12 protein-coding genes are annotated in these 14,736 nt (G+C 68.6%); 5 read left to right on the plus strand and 7 right to left on the minus strand.

What is annotated here, in order from left to right:
* The first annotated feature begins 15 nt into the window (after window positions 1–15).
* Together ACE2AC_RS00400 and ACE2AC_RS00405 are read left to right on the plus strand one after the other, a co-directional pair.
* Window positions 16–1,539 carry an acyl-CoA synthetase gene (locus ACE2AC_RS00400; protein WP_375690152.1) on the plus strand — a complete coding sequence of 508 codons (1,524 nt, stop codon included), beginning with the start codon at window positions 16–18 and terminating at the stop codon, window positions 1,537–1,539.
* A 127-nt stretch (window positions 1,540–1,666) separates the two neighbouring features.
* Window positions 1,667–1,885 carry a hypothetical protein gene (locus ACE2AC_RS00405; RefSeq protein ID WP_375690154.1) on the plus strand — a complete coding sequence of 73 codons (219 nt, stop codon included), beginning with the start codon at window positions 1,667–1,669 and terminating at the stop codon, window positions 1,883–1,885.
* 4 nt (window positions 1,886–1,889) lie between these two features.
* Here the strand turns inward: ACE2AC_RS00405 and ACE2AC_RS00410 are convergent, their stop codons facing one another.
* Window positions 1,890–2,264: a hypothetical protein gene (locus tag ACE2AC_RS00410; protein WP_375690156.1), complete on the minus strand. Its 375-nt coding sequence runs from the start codon at window positions 2,262–2,264 to the stop codon at window positions 1,890–1,892.
* Window positions 2,265–2,588: 324 nt separating this feature from the next.
* Between ACE2AC_RS00410 and ACE2AC_RS00415 the strand changes: the two genes are divergently transcribed.
* Complete coding sequence (locus ACE2AC_RS00415; protein ID WP_375690158.1) at window positions 2,589–3,491, plus strand: beta-1,6-N-acetylglucosaminyltransferase; 903 nt, start codon at window positions 2,589–2,591, stop codon at window positions 3,489–3,491.
* Between the two features lie 27 nt (window positions 3,492–3,518).
* Here the strand turns inward: ACE2AC_RS00415 and ACE2AC_RS00420 are convergent, their stop codons facing one another.
* A complete protein-coding gene (locus tag ACE2AC_RS00420) occupies window positions 3,519–3,812 on the minus strand; it encodes a protealysin inhibitor emfourin (RefSeq protein WP_375690160.1) in 294 nt (97 codons plus the stop codon).
* Window positions 3,813–3,858: 46 nt separating this feature from the next.
* On the minus strand, window positions 3,859–4,899 hold the full coding sequence (locus tag ACE2AC_RS00425) for a M4 family metallopeptidase (protein ID WP_375690162.1): 1,041 nt from the start codon (window positions 4,897–4,899) through the stop codon (window positions 3,859–3,861).
* A 283-nt stretch (window positions 4,900–5,182) separates the two neighbouring features.
* Between ACE2AC_RS00425 and ACE2AC_RS00430 the strand changes: the two genes are divergently transcribed.
* Complete coding sequence (locus ACE2AC_RS00430) at window positions 5,183–5,953, plus strand: class I SAM-dependent methyltransferase (protein ID WP_375690164.1); 771 nt, start codon at window positions 5,183–5,185, stop codon at window positions 5,951–5,953.
* 16 nt (window positions 5,954–5,969) lie between these two features.
* On the opposite strand, the gene ACE2AC_RS00435 is transcribed toward ACE2AC_RS00430, so the two are convergent.
* The 4 genes from ACE2AC_RS00435 to ACE2AC_RS00450 form a co-directional block, all read right to left on the minus strand.
* Entirely contained in the window at window positions 5,970–9,116 is a 3,147-nt protein-coding gene (locus tag ACE2AC_RS00435; protein WP_375690166.1) for an efflux RND transporter permease subunit, read from the minus strand.
* Between the two features lie 16 nt (window positions 9,117–9,132).
* Complete coding sequence (locus ACE2AC_RS00440) at window positions 9,133–10,314, minus strand: efflux RND transporter periplasmic adaptor subunit (protein WP_375690168.1); 1,182 nt, start codon at window positions 10,312–10,314, stop codon at window positions 9,133–9,135.
* Window positions 10,315–10,623: 309 nt separating this feature from the next.
* Window positions 10,624–12,690 carry an ATP-binding protein gene (locus tag ACE2AC_RS00445; RefSeq protein WP_375690169.1) on the minus strand — a complete coding sequence of 689 codons (2,067 nt, stop codon included), beginning with the start codon at window positions 12,688–12,690 and terminating at the stop codon, window positions 10,624–10,626.
* A 364-nt stretch (window positions 12,691–13,054) separates the two neighbouring features.
* Window positions 13,055–13,405 carry a hypothetical protein gene (locus ACE2AC_RS00450; RefSeq protein WP_375690170.1) on the minus strand — a complete coding sequence of 117 codons (351 nt, stop codon included), beginning with the start codon at window positions 13,403–13,405 and terminating at the stop codon, window positions 13,055–13,057.
* Between the two features lie 193 nt (window positions 13,406–13,598).
* On the opposite strand from ACE2AC_RS00450, the gene ACE2AC_RS00455 reads away from it, so the two are divergent.
* Window positions 13,599–14,579 (plus strand): NAD(P)H-dependent flavin oxidoreductase, encoded by a 981-nt coding sequence (locus ACE2AC_RS00455; protein WP_375690171.1) that lies wholly within the window; start codon window positions 13,599–13,601, stop codon window positions 14,577–14,579.
* Window positions 14,580–14,736 lie beyond the last annotated feature (157 nt).

Here is a 14,736-nt window from a genome sequence, read left to right on the forward strand (position 1 = left end):
GCGAGGGAGGAGAGCATGGAACATCCCAGGGGCTATGCGCAGAAGACGCCGGACAAGATCGCCTACCGCATGGCGGGATCGGGCGAGGTGCTGACCTACGGCGCGCTGGAACGGATCGCCAACCGCGAGGCCCACGCGCTGCGCGCGCTCGGGGTCGAGAAGGGCGGCAACCTCGCGCTGCTGTTCGAGAACCGGCTGGATTTCGTCACGCTCTGCTGGGCGGCGCAGCGGGCGGGCGTCTTCTACACCGCGATCAGCCACCACCTGACGCCCGAGGAGATCGCCTATATCGTCGGGAATTGCGGGGCGAAGGTGCTGGTGATCTCGGATCGGTTCCAGCATCACCTCGACGCGATCGAGGCCGCCTGTCCGGGCGTGCGCATCTTTGTCAGCGGCGAGGCCGAGGCCGAGGCGCGCGACTGGCGGGCGTTTGCCGCCGCGTTCCCCGAGACGCCGATCGCGGACGAGGCGGACGGGTCCGACCTGCTGTATTCGTCGGGCACGACGGGGCGGCCCAAGGGCATCCTGCGCGCCTTCGAGGAAAAGCCGATCGACAGCATCCATCCGCTGCTGCGGCTGCTCTGCGAAACGATGGGCGGGATGGGCGAGGGGACGGTCTATCTCTCGCCCGCGCCGCTCTACCACGCGGCGCCGCTGCGCTACACGATGACTGCGCTGATGCTGGGCGGGACCGTGGTGATCATGGAGAAGTTCGACGCCGAGGGCATGCTGCGGCTGATCGAGGCCCATGCGATCACCCACACCCAGCTGGTGCCGACGATGTTCGTGCGGATGCTGAAGCTGCCCGCGGACGTGCGGGCAAAGTACGACCTGTCGTCTTTGCAGGTGGCCTATCACGCCGCCGCGCCATGCCCGCCGCAGATCAAGGCGCAGATGATCGACTGGTGGGGGCCGATCCTGATCGAGTACTACGCCGGGTCCGAGGGCAACGGCGTGACCATCGCCACCTCGGCCGACTGGCAGCGGTTTCCGGGCACGGTGGGCAAGTCGATGCTGGGACCCATCGTCGTGGTGGACGAGGACGGCGGCGCCCTGCCCGTGGGCGAGGTGGGCGCGATCTACTTCGACAGCGGGCTGCCGTTCGAGTATCGCGGCGATCCCGAGAAGACGGCGAAGAGCTTCCTCCGCCCGGGCTGTTCGACGCTGGGCGACGTGGGCTATGTCAATGACGAGGGGTTCCTGTTCCTGACCGACCGGGCCGCCTACACGATCATCTCGGGCGGGGTGAATATCTACCCGCAGGAGACCGAGGACCTGCTGATCTGCCACCCGGACGTGGCCGACGTGGCGGTATTCGGCGTCCCGAACGAGGAGATGGGCGAGGAGGTCAAGGCGGTCGTCCGGCTGGAACCGCATGCCCGGCCGTGCCCGGAAACCGAGGCGGCGCTGATCGGCTGGTGCCGGGAACGGCTGTCGCACATCAAGGTGCCGCGCAGCGTGGATTTCCGGGACGAGCTGCCGCGCACGCCCACGGGCAAGCTGGTGAAGCGGAAGCTGAAGGCGGAATACTGGGGTTGAGGCGGACCGCCCGCCGCGCCGCGAAGGGCTCAGCGCGGGGCCGGATGCCGCCCAGACCCTTGCGATTTGAAAGGGTGGATGAGATGCTGGGTGCAACGGTGGGGTGAATGATGCGCGGAGTACACGTATGACCACGTACAACCAGAAGCGTCGCGCGCAGGTCGTCTGCGCGCTCTTGCTGCACGTTCCGCTGGTCGCCATCGCGGCCTATGCGGTGGCGCGGGGCGAGTTCGGCGGCAGTCTTGGCCTGATGGGGGTCGCGCTGGTGTCGACGGTGGCGGCGACGCTGATGATCGTGCCCTACATCGGCCGGGTGCTGGACGGCGGGGCCGTCGCGGCCGAGTGACGCCTCAGAGGAAGAGGTAGAGCAGCCAGGCCAGCAGCGCGAGCTTGGCCATGGCGACGAGGATCACGACATCGCGGTTCTCGGGGGCACGCAGCGCGGCGAGCGCGCGGGCCCAGGGCGAGGGAACGGCGGGTTCGGCAAAGAGCCGCGCCTCGATCCCCGCAAGCACGCGCGCCGGCGGCGGCACGTCGGCGCTGCTGTCGCGTTCGTAAAGCCAGACGAAATGTTCGTTCCAGCTGTGCAGGAGGCTGCGCATCTCGGGATCGGTGTCGAGCGCGCGCAGGGCATCGCGCCGCTCGTCCCCGTCGAGCAGCCCGAGTGAGAGTTCACCGGCCAGGGCGATCTTGGCGCTGTCCACTTCGGCGTCGTCTCCTTTCACGGTCGCGGCTTGCCGGTGCACAAGGGGCCCGGGTGCGGCGCGCGTGCAGAGGGTGCCCGAAAATCCGGATCTTGGCAACGTGGCAGGCGGGGCGGGTGGCGCACGGTGGCGGATACTACTGTGCGGTCAACCGTGGCCCGTGCCGGGGGCCTGCCGCGGTTTTGCACAGTTCCGCGGGTTTCGGCTGGGATTTCGGGGGCTTGGAAATATCCCCTCGTGAATCCGGGGGGGCCATACTAGCATGGCAGGGTGACCCGGCGTGACGCGGACGAGTGCGCGTGGCGCCCTACTATTTGACCAACGAATTAACCCAGGAAGCGACACGTGCATATTGCCTACCTGATCCTGGCCCATGCGCAGCCGGAAATGCTGGCGCGGCTGGTGGCCCGGCTGCATGGACCCGACACAAGCATCTTTGTCCATGTCGACGCGAAGACCCGGGATTTCCGCCCCGACGTGCCGGGGGACGTGGTCTTTGTCGAGGATCGCGTGTCGGTGAACTGGGCCGGGTTCTCGTCGATCAGGGCGACCTATCGCCTGCTCGAGGCGGCGGAGCGCTCAGGCGCGGACCGGTTCGTGCTGCTGAGCGGTGCCGATTACCCGCTGGTGACGCAGGACGCCGTGCGCGAGAGGCTGGCGCCGGACATGGAATACATCATGGTCGGGCACCGGCTGGACCCCGAGGGCAATGGCCAGTTCGACCGCCGCGCGAACCAGTTCTACCTGTGCGACGTCCGCAGCCTGAACCCGCGCGACGGCCTGCCGGTGCTGCGCGACGTCGCGGGCAAGGTGCGGCGCTTCATGCCGCGGCGGCGGTTCGACATGCAGGTCTACTATGGCCCGGTGTGGTGGACGCTGACCCGCGATGGCGTGGCGCACCTGATGAAGGTCCGGCGCGAGCATCCGGAATGGATCGAGGCGTTCAAGTACACGATGGCGCCGGACGAGATGGTGTTCCAGACGCTGCTCAAGGCCTCGGATCGCCCGATCGCCTTTGACGTGGTGGAGGGCGGCTTCGTGCCGCCGCCGCATTGCGCGGCGCTGCACCACGTGAACTGGACCAAGCCGAACCCGCGGCTGCCGCGGGTGATGGAGATGGAGGATGCCGAGGACCTCTGGGCGTCGGACGCCCTGTTCGCGCGCAAGATGGACCTGCGGCGGTCGGCGGAGTTGATGGACCAGATCGACGTGCGGCTGGGGCTGCGCGAGGCGGTGCCCGTCGGGTAAGCCCGGCGCCGGCGTGCCGTCAGGCCGTCACTTCATGCCGTCGATCAGGTCGAGCGTTTCCGGCGGCAGCAGGGATTCCGGCACGGTGTAGCGGTGCACCGTGCCGTCGTCCTGCGTGACCGTGATGCTGTATGTCATCATGTCGGCCGCGCCCGGGGCGCTTTCCGCCCGCGTGGCGGCCGAGAGCGCGTCGTCTGAGAAGGCCGCGCAGTAGGCGTCGCGCACCGCGGGCGGCTGGGCTTCGAGGTCCATCGTCAGGGGGCGGTCCGTGCCGCCCGCGAGGCCGGCGAACCCGCCGGTCGAGGTCACCTGGATCATCATCGCCAGACATCCCGCTGTGGACGGGCCTCCCATTTGTGCCTCCGCTCTAGACGTCGATGCCGACCAGCTTCCACGCCCGCCGCAGCATCAGCATCTCGTAGCTGCCGTTGCCGTGCAGGTCGATCGCCGCATCCAGTGTCTGGGCCGCCCAGTTGCCGAAGGTGGCCAGCGGATTGTTGATCTCCTGCAGGGCCTTGTACCAGATCTGGCCGGGCCGGTCCCAGGCATTGCCGCCCATGTACATGCAGAAGAGATAGAAGGCGTGGTTCGGAATGCCAGAGTTGATGTGCACCCCGCCGTTGTCCGAGGTCGTGTTGACGAAGAGGTCCATGTGATAGGGCTGCGGGTCCTGGCCCAGCAGGCTGTCGGAATAAGCGGTGCCCGGCGCCTTCATCGAACGCAGGGCGACACCGTTGATGTTGGGCCCCAGGATGCCCTTTCCGACCAGCCAGTCGGCGTCGTAGACCGACTGGCCAAGGGCGCGTTGCTGGGTCATCACGCCGAAGACGTCGGCAAAGCTTTCGTTCAGCGCGCCGGACTGGCCCTCGTAGACCAGCCCGCCCGAGAACTGCACGACGCCGTGCGACATCTCGTGCCCGATGACGGACAGCTCGGTGAAGGTCTGGAAAAGCTGCCCGTCGCCGTCGCCATAGGCCATCTGGGTGCCGTTCCAGAAGGCGTTGTTGTAGTTGGCGCGGTGGTGGACGGTGTGGACGAGGTCCATGCCGAACCCGTCAAGCGAGTCGCGGTTGAACGCCTGTGCGTAGAGCTCGAACACTTCGCCCGCCGCGTCGTAGGCGCGGTCGACCTCGGCGTCGCCGGTGGCGGGGTCGCCTTCGAACCGGGCGCGGGTGCCGGGCAGGGAGGCCTTCTTCTCTCCGTCGTAGACCTTGCGGTTGGGGCTGAGGGTGGTGGCCGTCGCCTCGGCCAGTGCGCGGCTGATGAAGGTGCCGCTGCGGCTGGACGGGACCATGCCGCCGGTGGACTGTTCGGCGCGTTCCTCGCGGGTCTTTTCGCCGAGCTTGAGCATCTCTTCGGCCATCTTGCGGACGCCTTCGTCGCCGCGCAGGCGCATGACCTCGAGCATGTGGGGGGGAATGATGCAATTGATGGGGTGACAATGGGTGCACATGGGACGTGCCTTTCGTGATGCGTTTGGGGTCAATGGGCCCGGTCGGAAGGGGGCGGATCGCCGGAATGGGCGGCCGGACCGGGGGTGGTCTGCAAAGGGCGTTCGATCAAAAATAGAATGCCAGTGTACCAGATCTGCCTGTGGTTGTCACCGGGGCAGGCGGGACGCGGCGGCGCGCGTGGAATCGTGGTAGGCTGGCCGGGGCGCGATCCGGCGCCGTGCGCAGGGAGGGCCGCCGATGGACCGCGATCATGTCACCGTCAACCGGGATGTCTGGGACGCCGATGCCGACAACTGGGTGGCGGAGGGCGAACGGCTCTGGTCCGCCGAGGCGCCGAGCTGGGGCAACTGGGGCGAGAGCGAGGACCGGCTGCAGATGCTGCCCGCCGACATGCGGGGCAAGGACGCGATCGAACTGGGCTGCGGGACGGGCTATGTCGCGGCCTGGATGGCGCGGCGCGGGGCGCGAGTGACGGCGATCGACGTGTCGCCCCGGCAGCTGGCCACCGCGCGGCGGCTGGCGGCGGCGCACGGGGCCGAGATCACCTTCATCGAGGGCAATGCCGAGGTGACGGGCCTGCCGGACGGGGCCTTCGACTTCGCGATCTCGGAATATGGTGCGGCGATCTGGTGTCCGCCCGGGGACTGGCTGCGCGAGGCATGGCGGCTGTTGCGGCCGGGCGGGCGGCTGGTGTTCCTGGGCAACCATCCCTTCGTGCTGATCACCACGCCCGAGAACGGCGCGCCCTGCGACCGGACCCTGCACCGGCCCTATCGCGGGATGTGGGGCGCGGACTGGACCACGGTCGAGATCGAGCCGAGCGGGATCGCCTTCAACCTGACCCATGCGGACTGGTGGGCGCTGTTCGCCGAGATCGGGTTCCGCGTCGCGGGCTACCACGAGATCTATGCCCCGGACTGGGCCGAGGACACGCGCGGCAGCGTGCCGGCGGATTGGGCCCGGGACTTTCCCGTGGAACAGGTGTGGAAGCTGGAGAAGCCGGGGTGAGGGGCGGCGGCCCCGATCACCCCGCGGGCTTGGCCGCCGCCAGTTCGCGGGCCAGCCGTTTCTCTTCCTCGACCATCGGGGCAGAGAAGCGGGCGAGCAGCAGGTAGACCACCGGCGTCAGGTAGAGCGTCGACAGCGTGGCGAGGCCCAGCCCGCCCACGATGATCCAGCCAAGCGCCTCGCGCGCCTCGGCCCCGGCACCGGCCGAGAAGATCAGCGGCACGCCGCCCAGCACGGTCGAGGTCATCGTCATCATCACCGGGCGCAGGCGGATGGTCGAGGCCTCGAAGATCGCGTCGCGCAGGGCATAGCCGCGGTCGCGCAGCTGGTTGGCGAATTCGACGATCAGGATCCCGTTCTTGGCCATGATGCCTATGAGCATGACGAGGCCGATCTGCGAATAGACGTTCAGCGTCATGCCCGTCAGCACCATGGCGATCGCCGCGCAGGCGAGGCCGAGCGGCACGGTCGACATCACCACGATGGCCGAGATGAAGCTTTCGAACTGGGCCGAGAGGACGAGGAAGACGACGACGATGGCAAAGCCGAAGGTCAGGAACATCCCGGCCGAGGTCTGGTCGAGCGTCGCGGCCTCGGCCAGGGGCACGATGCGGTTTTCCTCGGCCAGGATGTCCTGGGCCAGGCGCTCGACCTCGGACATGGCGGTGCCGAGCGACATCTGCGGGGTGAGGCCGGCCGAGATCTCGACCGAACGGTTCTGGCCCTCGCGGTTCAGCTCGGGTGCGACGGCGCGTTCGGTCAGGGTGACGAAGGTGGACATCGGGATCATCTGCCCGTCGCCCGCGCGGACAAAGACGTTCTCGAGGTCGCTGGGGTCGTTCACCGGGTGCGAGGTCGACAGCATCTGGATGTCGAACGAGGTGTCGTCGATGAAGAGCTCGCCCACCGAACGGCCGTCGAGCACGGCGCGCAGCGCGTCGCCCAGCCCGCTGATGTCGACCCCCAGGTCCGAGGCGCGGCGGCGGTCGATCTCGATGAAGAGCTGCGGCATGGTGGTTTCGAATTCCAGCCGGACCTGGCCGAAATCCGGGTTCTCGGACATCCTGGCGACCAGCGCATCGGCGACTTCGGTCAGCTGGCCGTAGCTGTTGCCGGTGACCGCGAAGGACAGGCCGCGGCCCGCGCCGCGGATGCCGAGGGAGTTCGGCTGGATCGCGAAGGCCCGGACGCCGATCACGTCGCGCAGCGCGCCGTTGATGTCGCCCACGATCTCGTCCTGCGAGCGGCTGCGGTCCTCCCACGGGGCCAGGGTCATCACCATGAACCCGCGCGAGGTGTTGCCGCCGAAGCCGGTGATCGAAAAGACCGAGACGATTTCCCCGCTGTCACGCAGCGGCTGGATGGCCTCTTCGATCTCGGCCATCTTGCCGGTGGTGTAGTTCAACGCGACGCCCTGCGGCGCAGTGACCGAGAGGAGCGCGACCGCGCGATCCTCGCGCGGGGTGAGTTCGTTCTTGATGCTGCCGGACATGAGCCAGGCGGTGAGCGCGAAGAGCGCCGCGATCAGCAGGACGATGAAGGGCGCGTTGAGCGACCAGCCCAGCGTCGAGCGGTAGAGCGCGGCGAGGCGGTTGCCGACCCAGACGATGGGGCCGCGCGGGTTCTCGTTCACGGGCTTGGTCAGCAGGCGGCTGGCCAGCACGGGGCAGAGCGTCAGCGCCACGACCGAGGACAGCATCACCGCGATGGCCAGCGTGAAGCCGAATTCGCGGAAGAGGCCGCCGACCTGGCCGGGCAGGAACGACAGCGGCACGAAGACCGCGGCCAGCGTCGCGGTGGTGGTGACGACGGCAAAGAACACTTCCTGCGTGCCGATGACGGCGGCGGCGCGGGGGCCGGTGCCCATGGCGCGGTGGCGGACGATGTTTTCCAGCACTACGATGGCGTCGTCGACCACCATGCCGGTGGCCAGCACGAGGGCCAGCAGGGTCAGGATATTGACCGAGAAGCCGACGAGGTAGAGCGCCGCAATGGTGCCGATCAGCGCGACCGGCATGGTCAGCGCGGGGATCAGCGTGGCGCGGATGTCGCGCAGGAAGAGATAGATGATCCCGATGACGATCGCGATGGCGAGGCCGAGGGTGGTCAGCACCTCCTTGATCGAGCCGTTGATGAAGTTGGCGTCGTCCGAGGTGATGAAGATGTCGACGTCCTCGGGCAGGGTTTCGGCCAGAGAGGCCACCACCGCGCGCACGTTGGTCGAGATGTCGAGCGTGTTCGACGTGGCCTGCCGGATCACGCCGATGCCGATCCCGGTCCGGCCGTTGGCGCGCAGCACCGTCTCGTTCGGGGCGGGGCCGAGCGAGACCTGCGCCACGTCGCCGAGCAGCACGTTCTCGGCCACCTCGAGGGCCTCGAAGGCCTCGGCGGTCGAGATCAGGGCGGTGGTGCGGACGTTGATCGTCTGGCGGTCGCCCGAGAGGTCGCCGGCCGGCACGTCGAAGGCCACGGTGGCCAGCGCGTTGCGCAGGTTTGCCAGCGTCAGGCCGCGCGCGGCGAGCTTTCTCTGGTCGATGTCGACGCGGAAGATCGGTTCGCGGTCGCCGTAGACCTGCAGGTCGGCAACCCCTTCGACCGAGATCAGCCGATCCTCGACCCGGTCCGAGACAAGCTGTGTCAGCTCCTGCGGGGATCGCGACGCCGAGGTGACGGCCAGGCGGATCACCGGCTGGGCGTTGGCGTCGGCCTTGACGATGCGGGGATCGTCGGCGTCCTCGGGCAGTTGGTTGGCGATCCGGGCCATGGCGTCGCGGGTGTCGGTCGCGGCCACGTCGAGGTCGACGTCATCGCCGAACTCCAGTGTCACGCGGCTGCGGCCGTAGCGCGAGTTGGACGAGATCGAGCGGATGCCCGACACCCGGCCGACCGCGCCCTCGACCCGGGCCGTGACCTCCTGGTCGACGGTTTCGGGCGAGGCGCCGGGAAAGTCGGTGGTGACGGTGACGACCGGGCGGTCGACGTCGGGCAATTCGCGGATCTCGACACCGGCGAGGCCGGCGAGGCCCGCGATGACGATGAGGGCCGACAGCACGAAGGCGAGGATCGGGCGACGCACGAAAAGGCCGGTGCCGCCACCGGTGCCGGCGGCGAGCGGCGCCTCTTCGGGGGTGGGGGCGGTCGGTTGGCCGGGCTGGTCGGTCATGTCTCGCGCGCCCCGTCTACGATTTGCGCGCGGGCACGGCGGTGGCTTCCATCGCCGCCGCCTCGCCCTGCACCGCGACCTCGGCGCCGGGGCGAAGGGTCTGCACGCCCTCGATCACCACCATTTCGCCGGGTTGCAGCGCGCCCTCGACCAGCACCGCGCCGGCGTTGCGCTGGCGGATGTCGACCGGCACGCGCGCGGCCTTGCCGTCGCGCACGACCCAGACAAAGGCGCCCTCGCTCGACCATTGCACGGCCAACGGGTCGACGGTGGGGTAGGGATCGCCGGTAAAGGCGAGCGTGACCGACAGCGACATGCCGTCACGCAGCCGGTCGCCGTCGTTGTGAAGCTGCGCGAGGAGGCGGACGGTGCGGCTGTTGCGGTCGACCATGTTGTCGATGGCGACGATCTCGCCCGCGATCTTCTCTCCGGGCAGCGCCAGCGGCTCGGCCTCGATCGGCATGCCGGGCCTGAGCTTGGCCAGCAGCCGTTCGGGCACGCGGAAGTCGATCTGGATCTCGGACCGGTCCGAGATCACGGCCAGTTCCTCCTGCGCGCCGACGCGGTCGCCGACCTCGTGTTCCAACAGGCCCATCCAGCCCGAGATCGGCGCGGAGATGATGCGCTGGTCGAGGTCGAATTCGGCCTGCCGCACGCCCAGTTCGGCGGTGCGCAGGGCGAGTTCGGCCTCGCGTTGCGCGACGGTGGTGGCCGACCCGGCCTGGCGCAGGCGTTCGACGCGGTCGGCATCCTCCTGCGCGTCGGCCAGCACCAGCCTCGCGCGGTCGAGGGCGATCGCCTCGGCCTGGTCGTCGAGCCGGAAGATCACGGTGCCTTCCTCGACCTGCTCACCGGCGCGGAAGCCGATGTCGGTGATCCGCCCGTTCGCCTCGGCCCGGACCGAGACAGAGCGCAGGGCACGGCCGTCGCCGATGGCGGTGATCCGGTCGTTCAGCGTGCCGGTGCCGACCTCGGCCGCGACGACCTTGGCGCTGCCGCCGCCGAACCCGCGTCCGCCGCCGCCATCGGCCTCGGCCGCCTGCGCCGGGGGCAGGCCCAGCATGTCGGCGATCCCGGCCTTTTCCAGCCATGGACGCGCCGAGGGCACGTAGAGGATCCAGATGGCCAGGAAGGCGCCGATCACGATGGCGGCCAGCGCGAACTGGCCGAGGGCGGATTTGATCCAACTGGGCCGCATGGGCATCGAAACCTTGCTTGCGCCGGGGCGCGTAACTGGGGCGACGGGCCGGGTCGGGCGTCGCGCGCGAAACCTATCAGCAAAACATCCGTTTGCACCAGATGCTTTGCGTGGCCCCGCCGGCTGCCGGGTGGTGGCGGGAGGACCTGGCCGGAGTGTAATCCCTCGGGCCGGCGCTGTCGCATGAACTTAGGGTGAGGCGGACGGTTGCGGCGCGGTTTTCGGCCGCACTGCCCGGATCGTCACCCTGGGCCGGACATGCGAATGCCCCCGCCGGGGCAGGGGCATCGCGAAAGGGGGGGCCGGGGCTCAGGCCGCGCGGGCGCTGTCGAGGTCGGTGTCCTCGCCGGTTTCCTCGGGGGCGTTCGGGATGTCGAAGGTGAAGCAGCTGCCGCGGCCCAGCACGCTCGACGCCGAGATCGTGCCGCCGTGCAGCTCGACCAGCTGGCGGGTGATAGCCAGCCCGAGGCCGAAGCCGCCGTGGGCCCGGTGGTCCGACCCATCGACCTGCTGGAAGCGTTCGAAGATCCGCTCCAGGTCGTGGTCCGCCACGCCGCAGCCGGTGTCGGTCACGCTGAAGACGGTCGCGTCTTCGAAGGTTTCGGCGCGCACGGTGATGCGGCCCTTCTCGGTGAACTTGATGGCGTTGCCGACGAGGTTGTAGAGCACCTGCTTGAGCCGCTGCGGATCGGCGTGCACCGGCGTATCGGTGCAGTCGAAGATCAGATCGAGCCCCTTGGCGCCAGCCTGCGCGCGCAGCTCTTCCAGTGCGTTCTCGGTGATCTCGGCCGGAGAGACGGACTCGGGCACCAGGTGGATGTGGCCGCGTTCGACCTCGGCCCAGTCGAGCAGCTCGTTCACCATGCTCAGCATGTGCTTGGCCGAGCCGAAGATGCGGTTGCTCTGGGTGGCGATGGCGGTGGCGTAGTCGTCGGCAGCGGCGCGGGCGGTTTCGATGTCGGGCGACTTGCCCGACAGCGCGTCGGTCAGCTGGCTGAGCTGCGGGAAGAAGCTGCGTTCCCCGAGCAGCTGCGCATAGCCCGAGATCACCGTCAGCGGCGTGCGCAGTTCATGGGTGACGTTGGACAGGAATTCCGACTTCTGCCGGTTCGCTTCCTCGGCCTGCTGGCGCGCCTTGATCTGGGCGGTGATGTCGGCGTGCACGCCCACGATGTAGCCCTCGGGGGTGCGGTTCTCGGCCACCTTGAGGGTGCGGCCGTCGTCGAGTTCTTCGAGCAGGACGGTGCCGTTGCGGTGCGCCTCCATGCGTTCCTCGACCCAGTCCTTCTCGCGGCCGACGCCTTCGATGAACTGGCCGTTCTTGGCGGCGATCCGGATCAGCGTCTTGAACCGGACGCCGAGCAGCAGGTTGCGGTCGGTCTTGTAGTATTCGGCAAAGCGCGAGTTGCAGAGCGTCAGGCGGTCGTTCTCGTCGTAGAGCACGAAGCCTTCGTCCAGCGCCTCGACCGCGTGCACCAGCAGCGAGCGGGAGCGTTCGATCTGCAGCGCGAGGCGGCGGATGAGGAAGATCATGCCGCCCAGCACCAGCGCCGCGGCGATCACCGCGATGGCGATCTTGAGCGCGTTCGGCGAAACGGTCGGCCAGCCGCCGGCGGGCATCGCGGCCAGTTCCCAGCGGCTTTTCAGGAACGACGCGTTCTCGACGATGGCGTCGGTCTGGAACAGCCCCGGGTCGCCGAAGAGCATGTTGCGGGTGCGGCCGTGATCGCCGACCTCGCGCAGGGCGAAGTTCAGCGTGCCGTCGAAATGCTTTTCCATCGTCTCGGCGCCGAGCAGGCCCTGTTCCGACAGCACGACCGAGATCACGCCCCAGAACCGCTGGCCAACGACGGTTTCGGTCGGCACGAAGACGGGATAGCGCAGGATGTAGCCGCGGCCGCCCTGCACGAGCTGCACCGGCCCGGCCAGCACCGGCGCGCCGTCGCGGTAGGACCGTGCGACGCTGCCCAGCTGGGACGGGACCTTGCCGTAATCGAGGCCGATCACCCCCTCGTTGCCCTCGAGCGGCGCGACGTGGCTGACGATCAGGTCGGGCGCCAGCGCGATCGACTTGATCTCGGGATGGCGTTCGACCAGGGCGCTGGCGGCGTCCTTGAGCAGGCGGTCGGGAATGTCCGGGCTGATCGCGATGTAGGTGGCCAGGCGGTTGGCGACCAGTTCCATCGCGAAGATGCGCGATTCAAGCGCCCGCATCGCGGCCTTGGCATCCTCGGCGGTGTCGGTCTGCGCCGACATCAGGTGATCGCGATAATCCTGCCGGATGAGCTGGATCCCGAAGGCCAGCAGCATCACGCCTGCCATGATCGCCAGGAAGATATGCGCACGCGAGATCGCGACTGCTACCTTCTTCTTCATTTCCGTTGCGCCTCTGTTAACGGTGCCCGGTGGCCGGTATGGCCGGGGGCGTGCGGGGACGGGTACTGCGGCCGGAACACGTGACCTGACGCCAAGGAGTGTCGGACAATTCGGTCGCAAATATGGCCGTTTGTTGTTGTTTCCTGCGGACTTCCCGACGCTGACGCTGCGTTAGCGGTGCGTGCGTGGCCGGGGCCACCGGGGTGCGGGGAACCGCCGCGCGGATGGCGGGTTGTGCCGGTAACGTCGCGGTGAGGGCACCGTGACCCCGGTGAACAAGGGAACCCATGGTCATGTCCGAAGGTGTCTTCTGCCTGATGCTGATCGCCGCCTTCACGGTCGCCTCGGCGCTCTGAGCGCCGGTTCAGGGCCGCACCGTGATGAAGTGCATCGAGGCGGGCCGTTCCGATCCGCGCTCGGCGCCGATTTTGCTGAACAGCGGCCGGCTGCCGACCTTGCGGAACGGCGTCTCGTCCGAGATCATCGCCCCGCCGCGGGTGATCGTGGTGTCCCCGGCCGTCAGGCGGGCGTGGCGCAGGGCGCTGGCCTCGGGCGCGCCCGACACCCGGTTCTGCACCGAGTGCAGGTAATCCGACAGCGCGAAGTCCTGCCCCCGGGCCTGCGCGGATTTCATCCTCGGGTAGGCATCGGCCCAGAACACGGCGGCGCTCGCGAAAAGCGCCAGCCCGATCAGCGACGGGATGCGGATGGGCATGGGAAGCCCCTGCTCGGTTCCTCGTTTCTGCCCGGATACCTGTGAAATTTGCCGAAAATGCGATGTGCCCATGGCCGCGCGATGGAAATCCGCGGATGCGCGGGCGGCAGATATTTGAAATCGCGGGCCGCGCGCCTGCCGGAGGCGACGCGCGGTGCTATGACCGGCGCGCGGCGTGATGGGAGGACAGACCATGCTGAAGACACGGTTCACCGAACTGATGGGGATCGAGCACCCGATCGTGCAGGGCGGAATGCAATGGGTGGCGCGCGCGGACCTCTCCGCGGCGGTGTCGAACGGCGGGGGGCTGGGCATCATGACGGCGCTGACGCAGCCGACGCCCGATGACCTTCTGAAGGAGATCGAGCGCTGCCGGAGCCTGACCGACAAGCCCTTCGGCGTGAACCTGACGATCCTGCCTTCGCTGCGGCCGATCCCGCACAAGGACTATGCCCAGGCGATCATAGACAGCGGCGTGAAGATCGTCGAGACGGCGGGCAGCAACCCGGGTGAGTTCATCGGCATGTTCAAGGACGCGGGCTGCAAGGTGATCCACAAGTGCACCGCCGTTCGCCACGCACTGACAGCGCAGCGGCTGGGGGTCGATTGCATCTCGATCGACGGGTTCGAATGCGCGGGCCACGTGGGCGAGGACGACATCACCAACCAGATCCTCGTGCCGCTGGCGGTCGATGCGCTCGACATCTGCGTGATCGCCTCGGGCGGGTTCGGCGAGGGGCGGCAGTTGGCCTCGGCGCTGGCGCTCGGGGCCGAGGGGATCAACATGGGCACCCGGTTCATGGCGACGCGGGAGGCGCCGATCCACGACGCGGTGAAGCAGCGGCTGGTGGATGCGGGCGAGCGCGACTCGGTTCTGATCATGCGGGCGCTGCGCAACACCAGCCGGGTGTTCCGCAACGACGTCTCGGAAGAGGTGGCGCGGATCGAGAAGGCGAAGGGGCTGGAGTTCCGGATCGACGACGTGGCCGAACTGGTCGCGGGCGCGCGGGGCAAGAACGTCTATTCGACCGGCGATGTGCAGGAGGGGCTGTGGTCCGCCGGCATGGTGGCGGGTGTCATCAACGACGTGCCGAGCTGCCGCGAGCTGATCGAGCGCATCGTGGCGGATGCCGAGGCGGTGATCCGCGGCCGGTTGCAGACGCTGGTGGCGTGATCCAACGGCGCGCCGCGAGCGGCGCACGACAAGCTTGGCGATCCGGCGGGGCCGGATCGCGTGCCTCCGGCGGGAGTTTTCCGGGCAAGATGAAGAGGGGCGTGGTCGCCGGTTTTCCCCGGTCGGGAATGTCTCCGGAGCGCCCGCGTCACGTCAT

This window comes from Pseudooceanicola sp. LIPI14-2-Ac024 (assembly GCF_042188925.1).
Taxonomy (GTDB): domain Bacteria; phylum Pseudomonadota; class Alphaproteobacteria; order Rhodobacterales; family Rhodobacteraceae; genus Pseudooceanicola.

Excerpts from the sequence above, each read along its gene's own strand:
- ACE2AC_RS00400 (WP_375690152.1), top strand. The coding sequence starts at position 16 with ATGGAACATCCCAGGGGCTATGCGCAGAAGACGCCGGACAAGATCGCC.
- ACE2AC_RS00405 (WP_375690154.1), top strand. The coding sequence starts at position 1,667 with ATGACCACGTACAACCAGAAGCGTCGCGCGCAGGTCGTCTGCGCGCTC.
- ACE2AC_RS00420 (WP_375690160.1), bottom strand. The coding sequence starts at position 3,812 with ATGATGATCCAGGTGACCTCGACCGGCGGGTTCGCCGGCCTCGCGGGC.
- ACE2AC_RS00425 (WP_375690162.1), bottom strand. The coding sequence starts at position 4,899 with ATGCTCGAGGTCATGCGCCTGCGCGGCGACGAAGGCGTCCGCAAGATG.
- ACE2AC_RS00430 (WP_375690164.1), top strand. The coding sequence starts at position 5,183 with ATGGACCGCGATCATGTCACCGTCAACCGGGATGTCTGGGACGCCGAT.
- ACE2AC_RS00435 (WP_375690166.1), bottom strand. The coding sequence starts at position 9,116 with ATGACCGACCAGCCCGGCCAACCGACCGCCCCCACCCCCGAAGAGGCG.
- ACE2AC_RS00440 (WP_375690168.1), bottom strand. The coding sequence starts at position 10,314 with ATGCGGCCCAGTTGGATCAAATCCGCCCTCGGCCAGTTCGCGCTGGCC.
- ACE2AC_RS00445 (WP_375690169.1), bottom strand. The coding sequence starts at position 12,690 with ATGAAGAAGAAGGTAGCAGTCGCGATCTCGCGTGCGCATATCTTCCTG.
- ACE2AC_RS00450 (WP_375690170.1), bottom strand. The coding sequence starts at position 13,405 with ATGCCCATCCGCATCCCGTCGCTGATCGGGCTGGCGCTTTTCGCGAGC.
- ACE2AC_RS00455 (WP_375690171.1), top strand. The coding sequence starts at position 13,599 with ATGCTGAAGACACGGTTCACCGAACTGATGGGGATCGAGCACCCGATC.